24 protein-coding genes are annotated in these 23,343 nt (G+C 60.8%); 8 read left to right on the top strand and 16 right to left on the bottom strand.

From position 1 onward, the window contains the following. The first annotated feature begins 6 nt into the window (after window positions 1-6). Window positions 7-774, top strand: a complete 768-nt coding sequence (locus FM101_RS06255) for a sulfite exporter TauE/SafE family protein (protein WP_086997071.1) — start codon at window positions 7-9, stop codon at window positions 772-774. 72 nt (window positions 775-846) lie between these two features. Here the strand turns inward: FM101_RS06255 and FM101_RS06250 are convergent, their stop codons facing one another. From FM101_RS06250 to FM101_RS06210, 9 genes are all read right to left on the bottom strand, one after another. Next, on the bottom strand, window positions 847-1,032 hold the full coding sequence (locus FM101_RS06250) for a CsbD family protein (RefSeq protein ID WP_086997068.1): 186 nt from the start codon (window positions 1,030-1,032) through the stop codon (window positions 847-849). A 48-nt stretch (window positions 1,033-1,080) separates the two neighbouring features. Continuing rightward, the gene (amaP, locus tag FM101_RS06245) at window positions 1,081-1,671 is read right to left on the bottom strand and encodes an alkaline shock response membrane anchor protein AmaP (protein ID WP_086997065.1); all 591 of its coding nucleotides are present in this window, start codon (window positions 1,669-1,671) and stop codon (window positions 1,081-1,083) included. Next, the gene (locus FM101_RS06240) at window positions 1,668-2,225 is read right to left on the bottom strand and encodes a DUF6286 domain-containing protein (protein WP_086997062.1); all 558 of its coding nucleotides are present in this window, start codon (window positions 2,223-2,225) and stop codon (window positions 1,668-1,670) included. Before FM101_RS06240 ends, amaP begins: the two co-directional genes overlap by 4 nt. After that, window positions 2,222-2,629: a hypothetical protein gene (locus FM101_RS06235; RefSeq protein ID WP_086997059.1), complete on the bottom strand. Its 408-nt coding sequence runs from the start codon at window positions 2,627-2,629 to the stop codon at window positions 2,222-2,224. The genes FM101_RS06240 and FM101_RS06235 overlap by 4 nt, the downstream gene beginning before the upstream one ends. Before the next feature lies 1 nt (window position 2,630). Beyond that, complete coding sequence (locus tag FM101_RS06230) at window positions 2,631-2,813, bottom strand: DUF2273 domain-containing protein (RefSeq protein ID WP_086997056.1); 183 nt, start codon at window positions 2,811-2,813, stop codon at window positions 2,631-2,633. 3 nt (window positions 2,814-2,816) lie between these two features. Continuing rightward, window positions 2,817-3,320: an Asp23/Gls24 family envelope stress response protein gene (locus FM101_RS06225; RefSeq protein ID WP_086997053.1), complete on the bottom strand. Its 504-nt coding sequence runs from the start codon at window positions 3,318-3,320 to the stop codon at window positions 2,817-2,819. 99 nt (window positions 3,321-3,419) lie between these two features. Continuing rightward, window positions 3,420-3,773, bottom strand: coding sequence for a hypothetical protein (locus FM101_RS06220; protein WP_086997050.1), 354 nt, complete (start codon window positions 3,771-3,773; stop codon window positions 3,420-3,422). Next, window positions 3,766-4,341 (bottom strand): hypothetical protein, encoded by a 576-nt coding sequence (locus FM101_RS06215; RefSeq protein ID WP_143269234.1) that lies wholly within the window; start codon window positions 4,339-4,341, stop codon window positions 3,766-3,768. The genes FM101_RS06220 and FM101_RS06215 overlap by 8 nt, the downstream gene beginning before the upstream one ends. Next, window positions 4,332-4,907, bottom strand: coding sequence for an RNA polymerase sigma factor (locus tag FM101_RS06210; RefSeq protein ID WP_086997044.1), 576 nt, complete (start codon window positions 4,905-4,907; stop codon window positions 4,332-4,334). Before FM101_RS06210 ends, FM101_RS06215 begins: the two co-directional genes overlap by 10 nt. 156 nt (window positions 4,908-5,063) lie before the next feature. Here FM101_RS06210 and FM101_RS06205 point away from each other — a divergent pair, with 156 nt between their 5' ends. Continuing rightward, entirely contained in the window at window positions 5,064-5,747 is a 684-nt protein-coding gene (locus FM101_RS06205) for a metal-dependent transcriptional regulator (RefSeq protein ID WP_086997041.1), read from the top strand. A gap of 7 nt (window positions 5,748-5,754) precedes the next feature. On the opposite strand, the gene FM101_RS06200 is transcribed toward FM101_RS06205, so the two are convergent. The 6 genes from FM101_RS06200 to FM101_RS06175 all read right to left on the bottom strand — a co-directional run bounded on the left by FM101_RS06200 (window position 5,755) and on the right by FM101_RS06175 (window position 11,851). Beyond that, window positions 5,755-6,621 (bottom strand): metal ABC transporter permease, encoded by an 867-nt coding sequence (locus tag FM101_RS06200; protein WP_428844146.1) that lies wholly within the window; start codon window positions 6,619-6,621, stop codon window positions 5,755-5,757. Window positions 6,622-6,626: 5 nt separating this feature from the next. Further along, complete coding sequence (locus FM101_RS06195) at window positions 6,627-7,367, bottom strand: metal ABC transporter ATP-binding protein (protein ID WP_086997036.1); 741 nt, start codon at window positions 7,365-7,367, stop codon at window positions 6,627-6,629. Beyond that, the gene (locus tag FM101_RS06190) at window positions 7,364-8,320 is read right to left on the bottom strand and encodes a metal ABC transporter substrate-binding protein (protein WP_086997033.1); all 957 of its coding nucleotides are present in this window, start codon (window positions 8,318-8,320) and stop codon (window positions 7,364-7,366) included. Before FM101_RS06190 ends, FM101_RS06195 begins: the two co-directional genes overlap by 4 nt. A gap of 81 nt (window positions 8,321-8,401) precedes the next feature. Continuing rightward, window positions 8,402-9,100, bottom strand: a complete 699-nt coding sequence (locus FM101_RS06185; protein ID WP_245806638.1) for a potassium channel family protein — start codon at window positions 9,098-9,100, stop codon at window positions 8,402-8,404. After that, window positions 9,093-10,397, bottom strand: coding sequence for a TrkH family potassium uptake protein (locus tag FM101_RS06180; protein ID WP_342744367.1), 1,305 nt, complete (start codon window positions 10,395-10,397; stop codon window positions 9,093-9,095). The genes FM101_RS06185 and FM101_RS06180 overlap by 8 nt, the downstream gene beginning before the upstream one ends. Before the next feature lie 224 nt (window positions 10,398-10,621). Next, window positions 10,622-11,851: an MFS transporter gene (locus tag FM101_RS06175; protein WP_086997025.1), complete on the bottom strand. Its 1,230-nt coding sequence runs from the start codon at window positions 11,849-11,851 to the stop codon at window positions 10,622-10,624. A gap of 103 nt (window positions 11,852-11,954) precedes the next feature. On the opposite strand from FM101_RS06175, the gene FM101_RS06170 reads away from it, so the two are divergent. From FM101_RS06170 to FM101_RS06145, 6 genes are all read left to right on the top strand, one after another. After that, on the top strand, window positions 11,955-13,604 hold the full coding sequence (locus FM101_RS06170) for an MFS transporter (protein WP_086997022.1): 1,650 nt from the start codon (window positions 11,955-11,957) through the stop codon (window positions 13,602-13,604). 742 nt (window positions 13,605-14,346) lie between these two features. Beyond that, window positions 14,347-17,079, top strand: a complete 2,733-nt coding sequence (locus FM101_RS06165) for a Z1 domain-containing protein (RefSeq protein ID WP_086997019.1) — start codon at window positions 14,347-14,349, stop codon at window positions 17,077-17,079. Further along, window positions 17,076-18,071, top strand: a complete 996-nt coding sequence (locus FM101_RS06160; RefSeq protein ID WP_086997016.1) for a PD-(D/E)XK motif protein — start codon at window positions 17,076-17,078, stop codon at window positions 18,069-18,071. Before FM101_RS06165 ends, FM101_RS06160 begins: the two co-directional genes overlap by 4 nt. Beyond that, the gene (locus tag FM101_RS06155; RefSeq protein ID WP_086997013.1) at window positions 18,068-19,912 is read left to right on the top strand and encodes a hypothetical protein; all 1,845 of its coding nucleotides are present in this window, start codon (window positions 18,068-18,070) and stop codon (window positions 19,910-19,912) included. The genes FM101_RS06160 and FM101_RS06155 overlap by 4 nt, the downstream gene beginning before the upstream one ends. Then, the gene (locus FM101_RS06150) at window positions 19,909-20,796 is read left to right on the top strand and encodes a hypothetical protein (protein ID WP_086997010.1); all 888 of its coding nucleotides are present in this window, start codon (window positions 19,909-19,911) and stop codon (window positions 20,794-20,796) included. The genes FM101_RS06155 and FM101_RS06150 overlap by 4 nt, the downstream gene beginning before the upstream one ends. Window positions 20,797-20,888: 92 nt before the next feature. Next, window positions 20,889-21,557, top strand: a complete 669-nt coding sequence (locus FM101_RS06145) for a hypothetical protein (protein WP_143269233.1) — start codon at window positions 20,889-20,891, stop codon at window positions 21,555-21,557. Here the strand turns inward: FM101_RS06145 and FM101_RS06140 are convergent. Further along, complete coding sequence (locus FM101_RS06140) at window positions 21,550-23,028, bottom strand: DNA cytosine methyltransferase (protein WP_086997004.1); 1,479 nt, start codon at window positions 23,026-23,028, stop codon at window positions 21,550-21,552. The genes FM101_RS06145 and FM101_RS06140 overlap by 8 nt on opposite strands. Window positions 23,029-23,343: the final 315 nt, after the last annotated feature.

Raw genomic sequence — 23,343 nt, 5'->3', positions numbered from 1 at the left:
CCAGCGGTGATCGGTGCCGCCCTGGTCTTCGGGCTAATTGTCGGCGGGCTGCTGGGGCTCGTCGGCGGGGGTGGCTCCATCCTGGCGGTGCCTGCACTGGTCTACGGGGTGGGGATGCCGCTGTCGGCGGCCATCCCCAGCTCCTTGGTCGTCGTGGGCGCCTCATCGACGATGGCGGTGCTGCCCCGCATCCGACGCGATGTGGATTGGCGGCTGGCCCTGATCATCGGGGCCACCGGTGGGGCGACGGCCTTTGCCGGCACCGCGGTGAACCAGCTGCTCGATCAGCAGGTCCTGCTGATCGTTTTCGCCGCGATCATGGTGCTGGCCGGCATCCGCATGCTGCTTCCCGTGGGCTCTCGAGCCGGCCACGACTATGCTGCCGATGGAACGGTCATCTGGCGTCGCCGTCTGCCCAAGGCGGTGGCTACCGGCGTCGTCGTCGGATTCCTGACCGGATTGCTCGGTGTCGGGGGAGGGTTCCTCATTGTTCCGGCTCTGGCGCTGATCCTGGGGCTGCCGATGACCATGGCAGTGGGGACCTCGCTGGTCATCGTGGTGGTGAACTCCATCGGAGGGTTCATCTCCCATATCGGAAGCCTCGACCTGGACTGGGGACTGACCGGGGCCTTCGCCGGTACCGCCATGGTGGCGTCCTCTATTGCCGGGCACATCGGACGCTCCTTGCCCGAACGGGTACTCAAACGCGGTTTCGCCTCCTTGGTCTTCGTGGTCGCCGCTTACGTGGTGCTCCGCGTGGTCCTGGACTTCTAGCCGGAATCATCAGGACATGACAACGCCCCCGTCGTCCTGGTCGGAACCATGACGACGGGTGCGTTGGGCATGCTACTTGTCGAAGGCATCCTTCGCGGCGTCCTTGACGTGCTCGCCGGCCTGCTTGGCCTGGGCGGCGGCCTGGTCGGCCACGCCTTCGGCCTGCAGGTCTTCCTTGTTGGTGGCGTCGCCGACGGCCTCCTTGGCCTTGCCGGTGGCTTCCTGGGCCTTATTGCTGATCTTGTCTCCGAGTCCCATGTGTTTCTCCTTTGGTGTTGGGGGGTTGGGTCTAGTGGTGGGGCGTTCTCAGCTGGATTTCTCGACCGAATACTCGATGGCGAAGTGTTCCAGCGGATGGCCCAGGCAGAGCACGACGTCGGCCGCGATCTGCTCGGTGAGGGTTGCCGTGAGGTGGGGCAGGTGGGCAGCCGGCTCCGCGTGGACCTGCAGGAGCAGGTCGGGGGCACCGACGCTCCCCCTGAGCATGGCCTTCGCGGCGGCCACTTGTGGCAACGCTGCGGCCGCTTGGGAGACGGCAGATTCCAGAACCTTCGGGTCCAAGGTGGTGGTTCCAGCACCCGGGTCGGCGGTGAAACGCAGGGTTTCTGCCCGCCGCGAGCGCGGCACCTGACGTCCAAGCCAGGCCAGCCCGAGCAACAGCACGATCATGCCCACGACGATCAGCGCCGCGGGCATCCACGACTGTTCCAGAACATCGGTGGCACCCGGCGCCAGGTCGGCCGAGGGATCGGCCAGCAACCCCGAGGCGCCTTCCGGGACCCGCAGACCCACGGTGGTCTGGAACCAGGGCCAGATCAGCCAGAGCCCACCGGCCAGCATCACGAAGCCGATGATGATCAGTAGCGTGCGGTTCAACGTGGCGGGAAAGGATCTCATGAGGTACTCACCATCCTGACGTTCAGTGCCGGGAGAGCACCGACGAGGTTTTCGGACAGGATCTCCCGGGCCGCAGTTTTCACGGCCTCGGATAACTGCCCATGCTCACGCAAGGGGGTGCGCACGGTGAGGGAAAGGGAAGTGCCCTTCATCCGGGCCTTGCAGGTCCCCACCCCGTCCATCGCGTTGACCCGGTTCTCGACCAGGCGTTCGGTCCCACGGCGGGTCACCACGGCCTCCGAGGAACCGACGGAATCGGACCGTTGCGGGCTCGGCGATGAACGTGGGGACGGGCGTCCGGGCAGGATCCCGCAGAGGAGCAACACCAGGCCGGCGATGGCGATGAGGCCACCACCTGCGGCTACCGAGCGGGAACCCCAGGTACGGGATCCGACGTCGGCCATGAACGTGGCGGCGCTGGGCCACTGCCCGTCCTGCAGCCGCATGATCGCCAGGCCGGTGAGCAAAACTCCGACGGCGATGAGCAGCACGGCAGCAATCGTCGCCGGGAGGACCCGGGCCGGGCGCGGCCGCAGCGAGGATGTCTTCGTCATAGGACCCTCCTGGCCGGTGGTGCGGCTTCCAGCCACTCCACCTGGATGTCCACCGGTGCGGCGGTGACGCCGGCGAATCTTTCAAGGTCGGTGATGATTCCCTGGCGCACCTCCTCGGTGGTGGCGCGGATGTCGCTGGGGAACCGCAGCCCGATCCGTACGGAAACGGAAGCCGAAGACCCGGCGATCGTCGCCGTTGCCGGGGGCAGTGCGCTGAAATCCTGGTTGGCCCCGACCCCCAGGACGCCGCCGGAGCGGGCGCCCACCGCCGGATGGGAGGCAGCGGATTTCGCCGCGAGGCGGCTGACCACCCGTTCGCTGATGGTCAGCCGACCCCGGGTTGCGGGGGACGAGGGTGCGTCCGGTTCCGGCGTGGTGGCGGCGCTGAGGCTGGAGGCGGTCATATCAGCGCCGGCCTTGGATGCGGCCCGCCCAGTCCTGCAGGTCCACACGTCCGTCCAGGACGCGGCCGACGCCGAAGGCGACCGCCGCGACGACGGCCACCAAGAGCATCGCCCAGAATCCGGCGATCACCCAGATGGTCCCCAGGACCAGTCCGATAATGGTGCAGAAGCGTGTGCTCGTCATCGTCTACTCCAGACGATCGGAGCGATCGGAAACAGCGTCGTCGTTGTCTTCCTCGGGCAGGTGCACGTCGGTGACGTTCACATTGACCTCGATCACCTCCAGGGAGGTTCCGTGCTCGACGGCCTGGATGATGCTGCGGCGAATGTCTTCGGCGACCTCGGCAATGGAGACACCATATTCGACGACGATGCTCACATCGATGGCCGTCTGCAGGTCACCCTTCTCCACGGAAACCCCGCCACTGACATTGGTCTGGGATCCGGGGATGCGTTCGGAGATCGCGTTCAGGGCGCGGCGGCCTGCGGCTCCCATGGCGTAGACGCCAGGAACTTCGCGGGCAGCGATTCCGGCCAACTTCTGCACGACGGTCTCGGCAATGGTGGTGGTGCCGTGGTCGGTCTGCAGCGGTCCCTGGGCTTGCGGGGACTGCTGGGCCGGCTGGGAAGCCTGTTTCGCGCGTGCTTCCTCGGTGGTCTTCGGCAGGTTCGTGTTCGTGTTCTCGGCCATGATTTCCTCCCTGGTGCCAACGCACGGTGCGTCGGTCTCATGAGTACAGACGGGCTCGGGAGGAAAACGTCACGGTCGAAACGAAAAAAACTTTGGACGCTAGTTCCACGGCCCCGTGTCGGCTCGACCGTGTTCCAGGACGGTGACAGCAACGAAGGCCATCTTGAGACCGTGGCCGAGCAGGACGGTATGGATTTTTTGCTGCACTGCCCGGGCGACGTCGGTGGCCCGGTGACCGGCCTCCACACCGATGTCGATCCGCGCCTCGGTCCCTTCCGTGCCCTGGCGCAGGCGCAGGGCTTCGGTGGGGGAGGCCGGCCGGGAGGACAGGGCGCGGACGATGGCGAAGGTCGGCGGGAACACCTCGGCCACCCCGTCGGTTTCCAAGACTTCGGTGATGGCCGCCGTGCGGGCCGCTTCGGTGGGGGTGGGCTCAACGGTTGGCTCAGTCATGGGTGATGTCCTCCACGGTGATATCGACGGCCGCGGGGACGACGCCCAGCTCGTCGGCCAGGGCGGCCAGGGTGGCCGCGCGGAGTCGTTCGGCGACCTCCGGGACCTGTTCATCGGCGTTCATCTGCACCGACAGGTGGCAGAGCACCGCGGGGAGCCCGGCATCCGTCGTCGTCCCCGTGGTGCCGTGGCGGCCCAGTTTGATGCCCTGAACACCGTCGGCGGCCCGGCGGATGACCTCATTGAGCACGTAGACACTGAGCTCCAGGGGGCCGTGCGGGGTCACCAGCACCTCGAGGCGCCGGCCACGCCGAATTTCGGCACGAATGCCGTCCATGGCGGTATGGCGGATCCGCTCCAAGGCGGCGTCCTCCTCGGCGGCCTCTTCCGGCGGGGTCTCCCGGAGCCGTCGGGTCGCCAACAGCAGGGGTTGGAGCCGGCGGCGTTGTTCCTGACAGTGCGGGCAGGAGAGTTCGTGCTCGTCGGGAGGCAGGTCCAGGCGCTCCCAGATGTCCTCTTCGGAGCGGTCGCAAGCGGGCACCTCCTCGCCTCCGGTGGTCATTTCCACGGGTCCATCCTTTCGGCCAACGTGGTGCGGGCGCGCGATATGCGTCCTCGGACGGTGGCCAGCTTTTCGCCGGTGATAGCGGCGATTTCCTGGTAGCTCAACCCGTGGATCTCGCGCAGCATCCAGGCTTCGCGTTGGGCCCAAGGCATGGTGGCGACGAAGCGCCACAGCTCGGCCAGAGCCAACTGGGTTTCGGTGTCCTCGGCGGGCCCCGCTAGGGGGTGCCGAGATGATTCGCTCGGGGTTTGGCGGTCCTCGTACTCCGCTGGATCGCCGCCGTCGGGCTGCCGTTTCCTGAGCAGGTCGATGCAACTATGCCGGGCGATCCGGTACAACCACGTCGACGCCGCCTCGGCGGAGCGCAGGGTCGGCAACCGACGCCAGGCGGTGACCATGACGTCCTGGACGGCGTCTTCGGCATCCGGTCCGCGACCGAGCATGCCACGGCAGAACCGCAGGATGGGGCGTTGGTACCGGCGGACGATCTCCTCGAACGCCGCCAGATCTCCTGACTGGGCGCGCGCGATCAGGACCGGATCGTCCAGCTCGGTGATCGTCCCGTCCATAGATTCCCCTCGTTACTGCCGCCGACCGCGGGACCTGTTGCTTCAGGGCTGCAGCAGGGCCATGACTTGAAGGCTAGCAGGTGCGCGGGACCGGGTGGAGCGGCTCCAACGGGGCCCAACGGGCGTGCGGGGCGCGGGCTGCGTAGACTGGCCTGCATGTCGGTTACTGAATTGTCGGACAGCGCCCAAAACCATCTCAAAGCCGTCTGGGGTCTCTCGGAGTGGACCAGCGAACCGGTCACGACCAAGGACATCGCCGAAAAAACCGGTCTGCGGATCTCCACCGTTTCCGATGCCGTGCGCAAGCTCGCCGAGCAGGGATACCTGAACCACGCCAAATACGGCACCGTTGAATTGACCGAAACCGGACGGATCCACGCGGTGGCGATGGTCCGCCGGCACCGGCTGATCGAATCGTTCCTGGTCGAGGTGCTGGGCTACGGCTGGGAACAGGTCCACGATGAGGCCGAGGTCCTCGAGCATGCCGTCTCCGACTTCATGATCGAACGCATCGACGCGATCCTGGAGCATCCCACCCGTGACCCGCACGGGGATCCCATCCCCGCAGCGGACGGCACCGTGGAGGTTCCCGATGCCGTCCAGCTCACCGGCGTCGAACCGGGAACCGTGGTGGTGGTTGAGCGGATCTCCGATTCCGATAGCGAGCTGCTGGGCTACTTCAGGGATCGGAACATCAGCTGTGGTGTCCGGTTGACCGTCGGTGCCGGCGAACCGTATTCGGGAACGTTGGAAGTGCAGGTGGACGGTTCAGGCCAGCAACCGTTGAGTTTGGGCCAGACGGCCAGCGATGCCCTCTTCGTGTCCGTGGCCACCGGCTAGGTGCCCCCTAGGCCGCGGTGGTGAGCAGGCGTTTGCGGCGCCGTGCAGCCCACCGTTTGCCCAGCAGTCCGTGGCGCGGGCCGAAGAGGTACACCACCGTGAAGGCCGCCCCCTGGGACAGGACCACCATGGCCCCGGAAGCGGTATCGAGGTAGTAGCTGACATACAGTCCGGCCACCGCGCAGACCACGGAAATCAGTGGGGCGAGCACCAGCATCCGGGAGAACCGGTCCGTGAGCAGGTAGGCCGTGGCACCCGGGATGATGAGCATGGCCACCACGAGCACCACGCCGACCGCCTGCAGGGCCACGACGCAGGTCAGGGCCAGCAGCCCCAAAAGGGCGGCACCGAGCAGGCGGGGGTTCAGCCCGATCGCCTGGGCGTGGGTGGGATCGAAGGCATACAGCGTGAAGTCCCGGCGCTTCAGGAGCAGGACCGCCAGGGTGATGGCCCCCAGGATGCCCACCTGCCACAGCTCCGCCCGGGACACACCGAGCAGGTTGCCGAAGATGATGTGGTTCAGGTCCGTCTGCGAGGGGGTCACCGAGATCAGGGCCAACCCCAAGGCAAAGAGCGTGGTGAACACGATGCCGATCGCCGCATCTTCCTTGACCCGGCTGGTGTCACGCACCACCCCGATCAGGGCGACGGCCAGGAACCCGAAAACGATGGCTCCCAGGGCGAAGGGTGCCCCGACCACGTAGGCCAGGACGACGCCGGGAAGCACCGCATGGGAGACCGCGTCACCCATCAGCGACCAGCCCACCAGCACCAGCCAGCAGGAGAGCACGGCGCAGACGACCGAGGCGATGACGGTGGTGGCCAAGGCGCGGACCATGAAGTCATAGCTCAGCGGTTCGGCGAGGAGTTCGATGAGATTCACGCCAGCACCTCCCGGTCCATGACGTCCAGGCCGAAGGCGCGGGCGAGGTTCTCGGGTTGCAGGACTTCCGCGGGGGAGGCATGCATGAGCACCTTGCGCATCAGTAGCACGGCCTCATCGGCCAGCGCCGGCAAGGCGTGCAGATCGTGGGTGGAGACCAGGACGGTGGCCCCTTCGGCGGCGAGTCCACGCAAGAGGGACGTGATGGTGGCCTCGGTGCGCTTATCGACGCCGGCGAAGGGCTCATCCAACAGCAGGATGGTCGCCCCTTGGGCGATACCCCGGGCCACGAAGGCCCGTTTCTTCTGCCCGCCGGAAAGCTGACCAATCTGCCGGTCGGCAAATTCGGTGAGTTCCACCCGCTCCAGGGCGTCCTGGACCGCGGCGCGGTCCGCGGGCCGTGGCCGGCGGGTGATGCCCATTTGAGCGTAGCGGCCCATCATCACCACATCGCGGACGGAAACCGGGAAGGCCCAGTCCACTTCCTCGCTTTGGGGAACATAGCCGATGGTGCCGGCCTTGCGGGCGGCAGCCGGGTGCCCACCGTTGATCTGCACCGAACCCTGGTCGGGCGTCACCGAACCCATGATCGTTTTGAAGAGCGTGGATTTTCCGGACCCATTCATGCCGACCAGGCCGCAAATGCGGCCCGGCTGCAAGGTCACGGTGGCGCGGTCCAGGGCCAGGACCTCCCCGTAGTGGACGGTGGCCTCGCGGACGTCGATCGCGGCGGTCACGAGGTGGCCCCGGTGAGTGCCGAGGAAATGGTGTCGGCGTCATGGCGCAGCAGATCCAGGTAGGTGGGGACCGGTCCGTCGGGCCCGGAGAGCGAGTCGACGTAGAGCGTTCCGCCGAAGTCGGCGTCGGTGGCTTCGACGATCTGCTGCATCGGGGCATCGGAGACCGTGGATTCACAGAACACCGCGGGCACCTGCTGGTCCTTCACGAATTCGATGGCCGCGGCGATCTGGCTGGGCCGGGCCTGCTGTTCGGCATTGACCGCCCAGATGTACTGCTCGGTCAGGCCGGCGTCGCGGGCCAGGTAGGAGAAGGCACCCTCGCAGGTGACCAGTGCCCGTTCGTTCTTCGGCAGCGTGGACAGATCGGCTTCGAGATCGTCGCCGACCTGCTGAATCTCGTTTTTGTATTCCTCGGCGTTGGCGAGGAAAGCATCGGCATGTTCGGGGGCGAGTTCCCCGAAGGCCTCGGCCATGTTGTCGACGTACAGCTGGGCGTTGTCGGGGCTCATCCAGGCGTGCGGGTTGGGCAGCCCGGCTTGTTCGTCCTCGCTGATGTCGATGACGTCCACGCCTTCACTGGCCACCATATGGGGGACGTCCAAGTGGTCCACAAATTTTTCGAACCAGGCTTCAAGGTTCATGCCGTTGTCCACGATCAGATCGGCCTTCGAGGCTTTCTTGATATCCCCGGGGGTGGGCTCATAACCATGGATTTCGGCGCCCGGCTTGGTGATCGACTCCACCTGCAGGTGCTCGCCGGCAACATTGGTGGCCAGGTCCGACAGGACGGTGAACGTCGTCAGGACCACGGGCAGGTCGGAGTCGTCGCCACCGGTGGACGAGGCCGCCGCGCTGCAGCTCGTCAGGCCTAGGGTCGCGGCCAACAGGGCGGCGGCGGCAGCGGGGCGGCGCCTACCGGTTTTTGGCCAGAGAAAGTGAGGGATGTGCATATCTGTACTTTACGATCAAGTACTCAGAAAACAAAAGTTTGGAGCACCAAACACTATGTTTTGATGCGGAAGCCGAGAAACTCAGGTACGGGGCAGGCAGAACGCTTCGGTGGCGTCCTTATAGCCCTGGACGATGATCTCGTCCTCCGCATACAGGACTGTTTGGGCCGTGGTGTGCTGCCAGGCGCCATCAGGTCCACGGACTGCGACCACGGTGACCCCGTATTTTTCGCGCAGCCCCAGCACACCCAGCGGCCGGTCCTGAGCAGCTTCCGGCGGGCGGGTCCTGACCATGACGAAGTCACCTTCGATTTCGAGGTAGTCCAGCATGCCACCGCGTACCAGGTGGGCGGTGCGCCGGCCCATATCGTGTTCAGGGCGGATGACATGGGTGATGCCAAGCTGCCCCAGAATTTCGGCATGGGGTTCGGTGATGGCCTTGGCCCAGATCTCGGTGTTGCCGAACTTCACCAGACGCGAGGCAATGAGGATACTGGCCTCGATGTCGTTGCCCACCCCGACCACGACGACGTCAATCTCATCGACCCCGAGCTCGCGCAGGGTCTCCTCGCGGGTGCCATCGGCCCGGACCACGTGGGTGAGCAGCCCATTGAACGACTGGACGGTGTCCTCATCGAGGTCGATGCCCAGGACCTGCGTGCGTTGGGCTTCAAGTTCAAGGGCCAGCGCGCCCCCGAACCTGCCCAGGCCGATGACCGCGACGGTGCGGGCTTTCCTGGGTAGTTGAGGTGGGCGTCCTGCGCGTGGTGACCTAGCCAATGAGCGGCCTTTCCTTGGGGTATTCATAATGCGGTGCGCGGCTGCGCAACGCGAGAGCCGAGGCGAGGGTCACCGGTCCCAGTCGCCCAATGAACATCAGGGCGACGAGGATGAGCTGACCGGCCGGGGGGAGTGCAGCGGTGATCCCGGTGGACAGGCCCACGGTTCCGAACGCTGAGATGACCTCGAAGAGGAGGCGTTCCTGACCGAAATCGCTGAGGAACATCAGCACCATGGTGGAGATGACGATCAGTGCGAGGGCCAGCAACACCACCGTGATGGCTTGGCGGTGGACCGACCTGGAAAGTCGTTTGCCGAAGATGTTCACGGCGGCCCCGCCCCTGATTTCTGTCCAGAGGATGAAGAACAACACAGCGAAGGTGGTGATCTTCAGGCCGCCTGCCGTGCCCGCAGGCCCGCCGCCGATGAACATCAGGATGTCGGTGCCCATCCACGACACCGGGTGCATCTGGGAAATGTCGATGCTGTTGAATCCTGCAGTGCGTGAGACGACCGACTGGAAGAAGGCGGCCAGGAACCGCTGGCCCGTAGGCAATCCTGCCAGGGTGGCCTGATTCGTCCATTCGACCACGGTGAAGAACGCCGTTCCGACCACGAGGAGGAGGGCCGAACCCGAGAGCACGAGCTTGGTGTGCATGCTCCAGCGGGCAGGCCGGCGATACTGCCGGCGCAACTCGAACAGGACGGGGAAGCCGAGCCCACCGGTGATGACGGCTGCAGCAATCGGCAGACAGATCCATGGGTCGCCGACGAAACCGCTGAGGCTGTCGGTATAGAGGGCGAAACCGGCGTTGTTGAAGGCAGAGACCGCGTGGAAGATCCCCTCCCACACTGCCCGTGCGGGAGCATAGCCGTAGCCCAGAAAGAATCGAAGCGCCAAGAGCACTGCCACGACCGCCTCGGTCAGCAGGCCGATCTTGAGAACACCGACCAGGACCCGTCCCACATGACCCAATCCCGCGGACTTGGTCTCCTGAGCGACCTGGATTTTGGCCCGCAGGCCCAGCCGCCCGGCCAGCAGGACTCCCAGCAGGGCGCTGAAGGCCATGACGCCGAATCCGCCGATCTGGATCAGGGCCAGGATGACCACCTGGCCGAAGCCGGTCCAGTACGTCGGGGTGTCCACGGTGATGAGACCGGTGACGCATACCGACGACGTGGCAGTGAATAAGGCGTCCAGGCCGTCGGCGCCCCCGGGGCCCCGTTTGGAGATCGGGAGCATCAGCAGCAGGGTTCCGATGACCAGCGCGGTGAAGAAACCGGCGACGATCGCCAAGGCCGGCGAATTCGGTCGGTGTCGGTGCAACTGCTCCGCGGTACTCCGGTGGGGACGCCAACGTCGGGTCCATGTCGCGGTTCGAGAAAGGACCGGCGCGGTGACACGGCGTATTCGCCGCTTCCAGCGGGCCCTGAAGTGCATGGATACAAAGTAGCAGCACACCGAGTGCTCCGGAACAGGGGACTCGTCGGTGGTGGCTCAGTGCCGGGGGAGGAGAGTGTCTACGTCCTCGTCTTGCGGGGGAGGACCCCGGCGCAGACGATGACCAGCAGCCCTGCCAGCGGGACGATGAGCAGCCCGGTGGCCAGATTGGTGCGGTCGGCGACGAAACCCACGATCGGTGGGGAAAAGAGGAATCCCACGCGCATCAGCCAGCCCAGGATGGTCAGCCCGGTGCCATGGCGTAGGCCGGGGAGTTCGTCGGCGGCGTGCATGGCCGCCGGGATCAGGGTGGCCATGCCGAAGCCGGAGAGCCCGAAACCGATGATGGTGCCCGGGATGGTCGGGAAGGCCAGCGCCAGCCCCATCCCGACCACGACGATGGCACCCCCGGCGCGGGCCACGAGTCGCTGGCCGAAGGTATCGAAGAGCTGGTCACCGATGAGCCGTCCCACCAGTTGGCAGCCGATGAGGGCCACGAAGCCCAGCGCGGTGACCGGTGCGACGGCGCCGAGGGAATCGTGCAGGTAGATGGCCGACCAGGAGTTGCCGGCATCCTCGATGATCGAGCCGCCCGTGGCGACCAGGACCAGTGCCGCGAGGATCCCGTAGGTGGCCAGCCGGGAGATGCGGGCCCGGGGGATACCGTCGTCGTGCTGGTCCGCGGTGTCCAGGCCGGTCGGTTCGGGACCGGGAAGCAGAGTGCGTCGGCAGTAGAGGGCGAGGGCGCTGAAGAGGATGAGTGAGAGCCCCAAATGGATGCCGCGTGGGATGTCGGCTCCGGAGGCCGCGGCCCCCATCAGCCCGCCCAGGACCGCGCCCACACTCCAGGCGGCGTGGAAGGAGTTCAGGATCGACCGACCATAACGGCGTTGGACCCGCAGGCCGTGGGAGTTCTGGGCAACATCGGTGATCGCGTCGGCGGCCCCGGCGATGAACAGTGCGCCGGCGAGCAACGCCCAGCTCGGGGCCAGTCCGGCCAGCAGGATGCCGGTGCCGGTGAGGATCGTCCCAGCTACGGCGACCCTCGAGGAGCGGAAGCGGCGAATCAGGGTGGCCGCCGCCAAGCCGGCAATGAGGGCTCCGAGCGGGAAGGCGGCGACGGCGGCACCGAACTGACCGTTTGAGAGCCCGAGTCCGTCCTTGATGGCCGGATAGCGGGGGAGCAGGTTGGCGAACAGGGCACCGTTGGTCAGGAACAGCAGTGAGACAGCCAGTCGCGCGCGCCGGTCGGTGATGGAAGGGCCGGTGGCAGTCGCGGTGTCTGCGGTCTCAAGTGGGTCGGGTGTCACGTATCCACCGTAGGCTGTTTTCAGTTCTCACCGTTCTGCATGACGGGGGCACGTAGAGTGCCTGTGACGGTGCACATGGCGCCGGATATGGGGGTGGGTATTGATGGTACGTCGCGATGACGCGGATCACACCGTTGCGCCGGCGTTGCTGCGCCGCGAACGTCGGGTGCTCACCAGTGCCACACTCACCAGCGGAACCGGGACGTTCATCGACTTCGTCCTGCCGCTGTTCGCCGGTGCCGTGCTGGGGCTCTCGGCCTCCCAGACCGGGGTGCTGCTCGCCGTGGACGTGCTGGTCTCCCTGCTCACCCGACCGTTCGCCGGGACCCTGGTCGACCGCGGAGGACGCCTCGGCATCGCGGCAGCAGGCGCAACGACCATCGGTGTCGGCTGCGTGCTCTTCGGGCTGGCCTCCGGGTTGCCTCTGGCGGTGACGGCAGCAGCCGTGTCCGGGGTGGGAGGCGCTTTCCTGTGGGTGGCGATCCGGGCCATCGTGGGCGAACGGTTGGACATAGACTCGGGCGTCTTCGCCAAGCTGCTCTCGGCCGAGGAATACGGCAGCTGGGTCGTGTTCGTTCCGGCGGTCGTCCTGCTCTCGGTGACCAACTACGTGTCGGTGTTCTTCGCGCTGGCCTTCTGTTCCTTCGCAGCGGCCGTGGTGCTGGCCACCTCACCGGGGCGGTGGGTCCTACCTGCCGTGCCCGATGAACCTGCCGGCGGTGGGGAGGAAGGAGCCGAGAACGATTCCGCAACGGCGCTGACCTCACTGAACCTGGGTGGGGTGGGCCGGAAACTGCGACCGATGCTGCTGGCAGTGGTCATCGTCGAGGCCGCGGAAGCCGCCATCAGCCTGCTGATGATCCTGCAGCTGCAGCGTCACTTCGATCTAGAGCCCTTTCAAATCGCACTGATCTTCCTGCCCGGGGCGATCGCCATGAGTATCCTGCCACCCCTTCTGCACCGTGCCGTCGTCAGGTACGGGCGCCGGAAAATCCTGATCCTCGGTTCAGTGGCCAGTGCGATCTTCGCCGCGGGCCTCGGCTTAGCGCCCAATCCTTTGGTGATCGCTGGGCTGTGGGTGCTCTCCGGGGCCGCCTGGGCGGCCATCATGCCCATCCAGCAGGCGGTCATCGCCGAATCAGTCGGCCCCCGCCACCTGGGACGCGGGCTGAGCCTCTATGAAGCCAGCACACTGGCCGGGGCCATGGTCGGTTCACTGGCGGCAGGATTCTTGTACGACGCCGGATCCTGGCTCATGGCCTGCCTCGTTTTCGCAGTGGTCATCCTCTCCGGGGCGGCGCTGGTGCCGGCGGCAGTGCGCCGGCTCGGCGCGGTGGATCAGCCCCGCACTCTCGAGCCGACACCGCTGGTCCCAACGCCCATCGAGACTCCGGACAGCACGCTGGAGAAGGAAGTGGACACTGAAGAGAAAGTGACCGTGGACCCGGAGGTAGCCACACCGGAGAAGAACCGACGGCAGCTCATGGTGGACCTGTTCTGGCATACGGCCCTCTTCGGGACCGCCGTCCTCCTCGGGTTGCTCTTCCTGCCCTCGTTGAACCCGGAGGCGCTTCTCGGGATCGGGCAAGAAGCGATCCTCCCGTTCCGCGCGGTCGTCCATGCCGTTACCGCGCCATTCGACCTCGTTGCCCTCCTGGCGGCTGCCCTGCGGCTCTGGGTCTTCGTCTATGTCGTCGACGTCGTCTGGACGTTATGGAAGGTTGTCCCGGGGACATCGGACGATAGCAAATAACAGTGGGTAGATCGTGACGGAATGTGTGCCCTCAACGCAGCTTCGATGCAGTATGACCCTACAACTGTCATCTCTTTCTACATCAGGCCAAGGAGTGGGAGCCACTTTTGCACCGCCCCATGGAGCCCTAGTTTTGAAGTGACTTCAACGGTCTGGGCCGAATCCTTGGGTCACTTTTGACAATGTCCAGTCAATTTTTGAGGGCGGCTGCAGTGATTTCGGCGGTGGAGTAATGGACGAGGAGACCGTTTTCGGGCTCGGGGCCGCCGTTTCGAATGTTGGAATGAATGAGCAACGCTGTCTTCAGCTGATTCGGCGCAGAATACGCTCTAGGCACCTAGGTCGGCGTCTTGCTTTGGCCCGAAATCAGACGTGCGTGGAATGGTGAAGGCTAGGCTTCCCCATTCGAAGCTGATTTCAACTTAGTGACGCATGGATTGAATATGCCAGTTGACGCTTTGACATTTCGGTTCTCCATTGAGTTGTTGCGAACGACAAATGAAGTCCGAAGTTCGTGGGCTAGATCCTCAACAAGTGCGACGTTTTTAGTGCGTGGACGCTTGTCGTAATTGATATCGAGGTTGAGCTGACGAGCGCAGATAAACGCGAGCCTCGGAAATCACAGGCTGTCAGTTGGACTTAGCCATACACGGGGCATCGACTTCAATGAAATTTGGTAAGTCCTGGATATGATCAGGAAAAGTAGCGATGGTCACAGGACTACGAGTTTTTTGGGGGTTGGATGTCGGTATATCCGGTTGGGGAAGGCACTAGCGATTTCGCGCAGGATGAAGTCCGTGAGGTTGCGGAACACATCGAAGTTCAGGTCCGAGGAGGACTAGAAGTATCGAGGGTGTGCGAGAAGCTCGAAAGCGGCGTTTTTAGGCTGGAACGTTCATTAGTTTTGGCTGGTCGAGCGGAATATGAAAGGCGAATTCGCAAGGTCGACACTTGGCCCGGAGGCGAGGACGAAGCCGGAGGAGGAACGTTAACCAGCACATTCGCGGGTTGGTACGGAGGACCACGCCACGACGACTACTTCTGGCCGCCGCTGAGGAACCGCTTGTCTGTTGAGCTGGAAGATGCTGTAAAGGGGATCGATTCTTCATCGTCGCGTGTAGTCGGTCTTGGATCGCCTCCGGGGAGCGAAACAATCGACACGCGCGGCCTTGTCCTCGGGTATGTCCAAAGCGGGAAGACGACAAACTTCATGTCTGTCATCGCCAAGGCGGCCGATGTCGGATATCGACTCGTTATCGTTCTTTCAGGTATTACGGATAACCTGCGGCAACAAACGCAGGAACGCATAGGTGAGTATGTCGTGGACCCCTGCTCCGCAAGATTTCACTTGCTCACAACTAGTGATCATGATTTTGCTGAAACAACGAATCCCAACGCTCTCCTGAGTAATAAAGATCTTCGACTTCTCGCCGTGGTGAAGAAGAACCCGGCGCGCCTCCGGCGACTCAACGCGTGGCTGAATAGGGCTTCGTCCACAACTATTGCCCAGTTACCAATTCTTGTCATCGACGATGAGGCAGATCAAGCATCGATCGATGTAGGAAGTAAACGTCAATCTACGATTAATGCGTTGATTGGCGAAGTTCTTTCGCATCCAAAGGCTGCATACATCGCCTACACGGCAACGCCATTTGCCAACTTGTTGATCGATCCTGCTGATGTAGGGGGACTATATCCGAGACATTTCATAGTCAATCTTCCCAAGCCGGACGCGTACTTCGGGCCCGAACGTCTTTTTGGGACCTTGGAACATGACGAGGGCGAAACGCCAGATGACGGTATGGATGTCGTCAGGATAGTCAGTCTTGAAGACGTGGATACAGTCAGGCCGCCGAAGAAGAAGGATGACCTTGAAATTTGGGCGCCCGACATCCCCGACTCGTTGCGACGGAGTTTGTTGTGGTTTGTGCTGGCAACGACTGTCCGTCGGCGTAGGTCAGGGGAGACCAAACACTCTTCTATGCTCGTTCACACCTCTATGCTTGCCCGGGCGCATATGGCAACTGCGGCTTCCATCGAAGAAGAACTCGAAGATATTCGAGCAGATTTCCTGCGGGCGGACCGCAAGCTCGAAGCTGAAGTACGGTCGATCTGGGAACTCGAGAGTGCGCGAGTCACAGGGGCCGAATTTGGTAATGAGGAGTACACATACGAGGCGCTACGGGAAGACATTGAAAAAACACTTTTTGCTGTCGATGTCGTAGTTGACAACTATTTGTCCTCGGAACGGCTCAACTATGACGACAACAAACCAGCGACTGTCATCGTGGTTGGAGGGAACACACTTTCACGTGGGTTGACTCTAGAAGGTTTGATTTCTAGCTACTTCATTAGAGCTTCAACGGCATACGACACTCTGCTTCAAATGGGACGATGGTTTGGGTATCGACGAGGCTATGAGGATCTTGTCAGGGTATGGATGACCAACGAATTGCGCCAGTGGTTTATCGCCTTGGCAACCGTCGAGCTTGAGATCCGTCGTGATATTGAAGTGTATGCGAGGGAAAATAAGACGCCTCTGCAAGTGCCTGTTCGGATCCGGACTCACCCGCAGATGGCAATTACATCGGCGGCAAAAATGGGTGCTGGCACAAAAACTTCGGTGAGCTACTCGGGCAGGAAAGTTCAAACCATACTCTTCCGGGACCAAGACTCTAAATGGCTTCTCTCCAATCAAAGGTCAGTAATCAATCTGGTAGAGACTGCGTTGAGGGAGGGCCACAGCGAACGAGAGCTTGGGAGCTCGATTCGCGGTTTCAAGGGCCTCAACGTCGAGAGCATTATTGCCTTCTTGAGTTCATACTTGGTGCATAAAGATGCCAGGACCATCGATACTGAATCGATTACAAAATACATCGGCAAACAAAATGAGCAGGGCGCGCTTAAGGATTGGAACGTCGTGTTCGTAGAGCGACGAGACGGGGTTTCCTCGGGGTTGAATCTTGGGTTGTCAGAGCCGCTGAAATTACTTCGGCGCCGGAAGGTCATGACTAACGACGACGGAACCGCGAATTTGAAGGCCATCACCTCCCGATGGGACAGGGTCGCCGATCTCTCACTTTCGAAGCAGAGCATTGCAGACACGTTCTTCGATGGACAACAAAATAAAGTTAATGATGAAGTCCTAAAGCTTGTACGACGGCAGCAAGGTCTTGGACGCACGGGGTTGCTTGTGATCTATCCGATCAACAAAAATTCTGAGGTTGATCCTGGAGTCGAGGTGAAAAATGAGCAGTCCACTCCAAAGGATCCTGTTCGGGAACCGTTGCAAGCCAAGGAACATGTAGTTGGAATCAGCATTCTCTTTCCAGAAGCCGAGAACCAGGCTGACACTGTCGACTACTACTCCGCACCGGTAACACCCGGCTACTTGGAGGACGCTGATTCAGAAGCCGAAGAGGCCGACTCCTTGGACGAGAAGCGCGCTTCGGAAGAGGAGGCTCAAGTCCAGTGAACACTGTAGCGGAGCCATCTCACGCCATCTTTGAATACCTGTCTACTCAAGTAGCGTCAAACCCTGGACTGACAGTCAGAATAACGGAAGTGGAAACGAGCAAAGGCCCGCTCCTTCATGCCGTCGACGGAAGTGGGTATCCTTCGCTATTGATACCTATTGATGAACCACAACCGGGCCCCGCGGACTGGCAAAATAGGACGATCACTTTCGAATGTCGAACGATTGTTTCCAATAGTGGGCCTCAGGATTTTGTGGTTCTGCAATGTATGGATCTCCGCCTTCTGACGCAGTTCAGCTTATTGGTCGACGACATACTTGAGGCCGTTGTTCGGATGCCTGACCATGCGTCACAGATTGCACGCGAAACCCTAGAACGGTGGCGAGAACTACTTCGTGACGACCGGATGCCAGTACTCTCCGATAATCAGTTAGTTGGGTTGTTGGGTGAGCTCAAGTTCTTAGATGAGATCGGATTTTTGCGCGGGCCCGGGGCAATGCAAGCGTGGAGGGGGCCATTCGGTGCTCGTCACGACTTCGTGTTTGAGGATCTCTCCGTGGAAGTGAAATCTACGACTGTTCGGGAGACTTTCCCGATTACTGTCCACGGCGCTTCTCAACTGGTTGTCCCCATGTCGGGGAGACTCCTTATTCGCGGGTATCAGTTTGAGGCTAGTCCGAGTGGGGAATCGGTCCCGCAGGTTTTGCAGCGCCTGTATGAGCGGGGTCTCAACCGAGTGGCGATCCTTAGCGCGGTGAAAAATCTTGGATACGACGAATCGGATTCCGGCCTCTACGCTGGCCGCCGATTCGAACTGCTGACAAGCCGGACAGTCGAGGTCGACGAAGAATTTCCTAGGCTCACGGAAGAGACGGTTCCAAAGTGGATCATGGAAGCCGTGACTGGTCTGCAGTACTCGATTAACTTATTTGAGAGACCAGATGTTGAGGGTGACCCGGAAATGTTTAGACTTACGGGCGCTAGAGAATGAAGAAGCTGCGACTCTACAGACAGCAATGGGACGCTGCCGGCAGCGGTGATGCTCAGTCAATCAACAACGCCATGGGTAGAACTAGCCTCGACATGTGGAGTGTCTTGCTACGGGAAACTTTGCAGAATTCTTGGGATGCCCGAATTCTGGAACAAATACAGTTCGAAATCTCTGAGTTTACCTTGTCGGATTCCCAGATGTCTGTGGTGACAGACTTGGTTTTCGCTGAGCTGCCGCCTGAAGGGAAATCAACAAAGATCAGGCGACTGTCCATGTTGAATCGTTTCCGGGTCCTGACAATAACCGATACTTGTACCCGCGGTCTAGGTGGTCCAATACGCGCGAACGTTGCTCCTGGGGAAGGCGAACGAAGTGACTTCGCCGACTTCATCAGAAACTTTGGACGTTCGCACCTAAAGGGGTTGGAAGGTGGCACCTACGGTCTCGGCAAGGGGGCCTTGTACTCAGCAAGTGAGGTTGGCGTATGTATTGTCTACTCGCAACCCAGAGTCAACGGTGTCGTGGAGCCGAGGCTTATAGCCGTATCTGGAGGCGACTCGGACTACGTCGAAGACGGGTATAAATTTACAGGCAGGAATTGGTGGGGTGAGATTGCATCGGACGACGTTGTCGACCCTGTCCTCGGGGACGAAGCGCGGCAATTAGCCATCGCTCTCGGTATCCCGGTGATGGAACCCGATATGACTGGTACGTCAATCATGATCTTAGTACCGCTGGAGTACACCGAACTGGAGGAACAGGCGCCCGCAGCATCGCGTATTGATGCTTTGCGAGAAGCCGCCCTTCTGTGGGCTTGGCCGCACGCAATCGAGACCGATGCGGGGCCCAACGTCTCTTTCGTGTTCAAAAGCGATGATTCTGAACTGGCCCCGATACGTCCATTCGAGGATCCGCGGACAAAGCACTTTGCGCATGCTTTTCAGGCTCTTGACAAGTGGTCTCAAGGAAAATTCGGCCCGCCGAATGGCCTAAGTTTTGGTAAGGAAATTTGGTCCAAGAACCCGAAGCAGCAATTGGGGCACTTAGTTGTTCGGCGGACGCCCGAATCTGGCTCGTCGATAACGGCCGGATACGCGAATACGGTGGCCCTAATGCGGAAGCCACGAATGATCGTTAAGTACATGCCGGTTGCACCGATTGATGCCGACGGTGATGCATACGGTGTATTTTTGGCTGATCCTGAGGTGGATGGTGAATTCGCGAAAGCCGAACCTGTAACGCACGATGACTGGGTCGCATCGATGAGTCACGTTGCGAGGCGAGCAAACTTTGTGTCCTTAGCGCTTAGGAGGGTTCGTGAGACTTTCACCGCGACCTCAGCCGTGGCCAGTGATACGACAGGCGCGTCGAATACCCATGGGGCCAGCCGTATTTCGGCCAGCTTGGGTTCATTGATCGGCTCTTTCGCGGGCAATTCGGTGAGGAGTTTTGGGCAGGCTGCGGAGAGAGATTCCACTTCCAAGTCTTCGCTCAGTAGGCGTGTCTCAATTCAGCAAGTGCGCTCGCCTAGATTGCATCAGATCCAGGGCATAGTCCATGTAGGGTTCACGTATGCGATTCGTGGCGGCAAACGTGGGGATTGCGTCGAACTCCTAGCCAGCGCGCGTGTGGTTGTCGCGGGTGGCGGAATTGAGCGCGACGAAGGTCCAGCAGCCGCCGTTGCCCCTGAGTTTGCTGGCTGGCGATACGGGAAGGAGCGCGAACTCCGATCAACTCTAATCATGGAGACCCCGGACGATACGGAGGTCACTGCAGTATTTGTGCAGCCGCGTGAAACGGCCCTGAGAGCCTCGGTTGAATTGCGAGAGGTGCGGCTGTGAAGAACGTGAGTCTCGGACACCTCGTCGTCGAGAACGAGCGGAACGTTGCAGTATCTTGGACGTTTTCATTGGACGGACATCCTATGGAGATGTTGGGAGATGTCCTTGAAGGCTGGAATTACCACTCTGTGGTTGCTGCCAGCACTGAAGTGACTGTTGATCTAGCAGCTATCAAGACTGAACTGGAGCTCCCAAGCGAAACAGTTTTAGGAGCATTCCTCGTAGCCCGTTCAACAGGAAACCCGGCAGTCACGGCAGCTGAACCCATCATCCTCTGCGAAGGGGAGCAGCATCTGACTCTTGAGCTTCCGGGAGATTCAGTTGGCGGGATTGCCACCATCGAATTTCAAATTGTGGTCAAGTGGGTTCCCAACGTTCTTGACTCGGTCCTAGCGCCTTCAAGAATTGGTAGCCTCGTCTTTTCGGCCGAAAATAAGTTGGTTCTCGAGGGTGACGGCGGCCAAGTTCCTATCCTGCCCATTCCATTTGCCGGACAGGATTTCCCAAATCCGAGCACCGCGATGTGGTGGCTAAAGATCATGACCCACGATCTGTACTTGCCAGCAGACGGCGCAATATGGCTCTGGCTAAACACCGACAATTCTGCCTTGGCTCCGCTTCTAAACGAGCCCGATGGTGAGCTCGCTGGCGCGTGGATGCATTTCTTACGCACTGATTTCTCACGACAACTGCTGCAACTGGCATTGCGAATTCCTGATCTTGACTCGAACGAGGACTACCCTGAGAGCTCGCTCGGTGAGCTCCTTGTCGGTTTTGTTAATCTCTTTGGAGTGGCGCTTGAGGTTCTGCGATCAAGATACGAAGAGGACGCGGGAAGAGTCGAGACAGAACTTCAGGCGATCGTTAACAGGGTGCAGAAATGACCAGACAGAACCACTGCTTTCCCCGGATGAGCGTGCACCAGGGGGCGATGACATGGACGGAGCTCCAATCGAGGTCTCTTTCGGAGCTTTCAATGAGCGCCGAACTCGCGACCGTAGACGGCGCCACCTTTTACCCGCTTGCAAAGTCGAGGGTATCCAACGCGGAGTTTAAATCTATACGTGACGGGGTGCTCGGGGTCGCGGTGAAGCATGGCTTCCCCTCGAGAGTCAGTAGTCACGAACGGACTCAATTTGATAGGGCGGCGTGCGAGGTTTTGCACGACACCGTTGATATTCACCCGGCAGACGCGTCTTGCAATGAAGTCTGGATTGCTTTCAACTTGCTCTTGCTCCCAGACGTGATGGTGTGGCGCTACGGTACGTGGAATAGCTCAGAATTGAAGTGGTCGGTTGCTCACGATCGGGTATTCAGCTTTGCGCGCACGACATTTGGTCGCCTGTGGTGGCGAGCACACTTACTCGGAAATGATGCTGCGTCCCAACTAGGAGAAGACGAAGCGGTTCAGATAATTGAGCGCCCCCGGATAGGGGGATATCAAAGACTAGGCTCTGCAATCGCTAAGCGACATTTAGTCTCGGAGGAGACAGATCAGAAGATGATTCTCTTACGGGATGCCATGAAGCGTTTTACGCGAAAACTTGCGGTTATCAGCATTTATGGACTGTCGACACTGGAGCTCGCTGAATTTGTGGATGAAACCTTCGCCGAAAGTGAGGCGGCAATAGTCTTATCTAGGTGATCATTATCGCCGCGATGTTTTCACCGATGCGTTTTGCTAGGAGAGGCGGAACGGCATTGCCGACTTGGGTGAACTGTTCAGTTCGGTTCCCGACAAAGATATAGTCGTCAGGAAATGATTGAAGCCGTGCCGCTTCGCGGACAGTGAGGCTTCTCATTTGTGCTGGATCGGGATGGATGAAGTAGTGACCATCCTTGGCAATATGCGAAACAATTGTCGAGGAGGGGGATGGTAGAACCTGGACACGGAATCGGTCTTGGAATGGGACTACTTCTGCTTCAATATTTTTGTGGTTCGGCCAAAAACTCCTATCCAAGTCTTTGACCTTTAGACTACGCCCGGCTTTGTTCGAGAGCGCACTTAGCATTCCGTATCGAACGAGGTCGGCTTCCATATGACCGCGTGCCTCATGATTCCAAGTAGGCAGTTTTCTAATTTTTGACGGCCGCACGAATGAAAAGTAGTCCTTGGCGCTGTCCTTCACGTAAGCCGAAGCGTTGACTGGTTCTCGGGAAGACGAAGGTAAATTTGGCGCAAGATCAAACTCTGATCCAGCATTTCCCAAAAAATCTCGAACGCGGTACGCGACTTTCTTCCAGTGCTCTCCAGACGGATCCACGCCTCGCGAAAGAGTGGAGCGGAGTTTGGGCAAGTCTGTAATGGCTTCGCCTACGGAGATTCGGGGACGAGGCTCTAGGGCTTCTGGTGCAGAAAGGCCCGAGCCGACTTGAACACCAACAATGATGATGCGATGTCTTTTTTGAGGCACGCCGTAGTCTTCTGCGCGAATCAAGAAGTCCTGCCCCGACGGGGGCGAAACGTCATTGGAAACCATGGAGTGTAGTTCGTAGGACAGTCCTGGCGCCGGATTTTCTAAGTCCCCCCGAATTAGGTCAAACATTCGTTCTCCGCGATTGACCGCAGAAAGGAGTCCCTTCACGTTTTCCATCACGAATACTGTCGGTCTATGAGATTTGATGATTTGCAAATACTCGCGGTAAAGAAAGTGTTTGTGGTCATCTTGGAAGGTGGCGTCTTTAGTGCGTCGTGAACGCCCGGCGAGTGAATACGCTTGGCATGGCGGCCCTCCGATTAGTACCCACGGCTGGCCATTGTCACCGAGGGCGTTCGTGATGATTTTACTTGTTTCCTCGTGATTTTCTGGCCCGAGTTCGTGTTGGTGTACCTCGAGGTCAGCAAGCTGGAGGGCCTCTTTGAAACCGGGGTCTAGTTCTAATTGGTGCAGCGAGATTCGAAAATTCAAATAGTCGTCGAGTGCTGCCGAGCCATCGCCATGCAAACGACGGAAGTGGCGCATTGCACTCCGGAAGCGCAGGGTTCGAACTGCCGATGCTTCCATCTCGATGGAAGCAACCGTATGAAATGCTGGAGTATCGCCTGAGGCGAGTACGCTCGAAAACCCTTCGTTTAGACCACCGGGACCGGCGAAAACATCAATGACCGGAATCACCGGATAAACCTCCTAGGTTTCTACTAGCCCCATAACATTACCAGGTGGTGATTGGAATGTTTGGACGCGTAAGCGAACCGCTGCGCATATTGTCTGAAGTGAACTCAGCTACCCGGAAGGCCTTGTGGCGTTGGAGCCGGCGCGCTGTATTTCTTCCGGGGGACACCTACACGGGCGGCGCCTGTCTGTCGTGCGCCGCGGTTGTTGGCGGTGTTTGATGGGAGGCCTCACAACGTCTTGAATGCTGATTCTCGATAATGTGGCGAGTAGCGCTTGACGGTAGCGCACGTCTGGACAGTTGGTAGCACGATTCCG

This window comes from Arthrobacter rhombi, from assembly GCF_900163545.1.
GTDB classification, from domain to species: Bacteria; Actinomycetota; Actinomycetes; order Actinomycetales; family Micrococcaceae; genus Arthrobacter_H; species Arthrobacter_H rhombi_A.
Note: the sequence above shows the minus strand (reverse complement) of the source record. Positions and strands in the feature narration are given on the sequence as shown.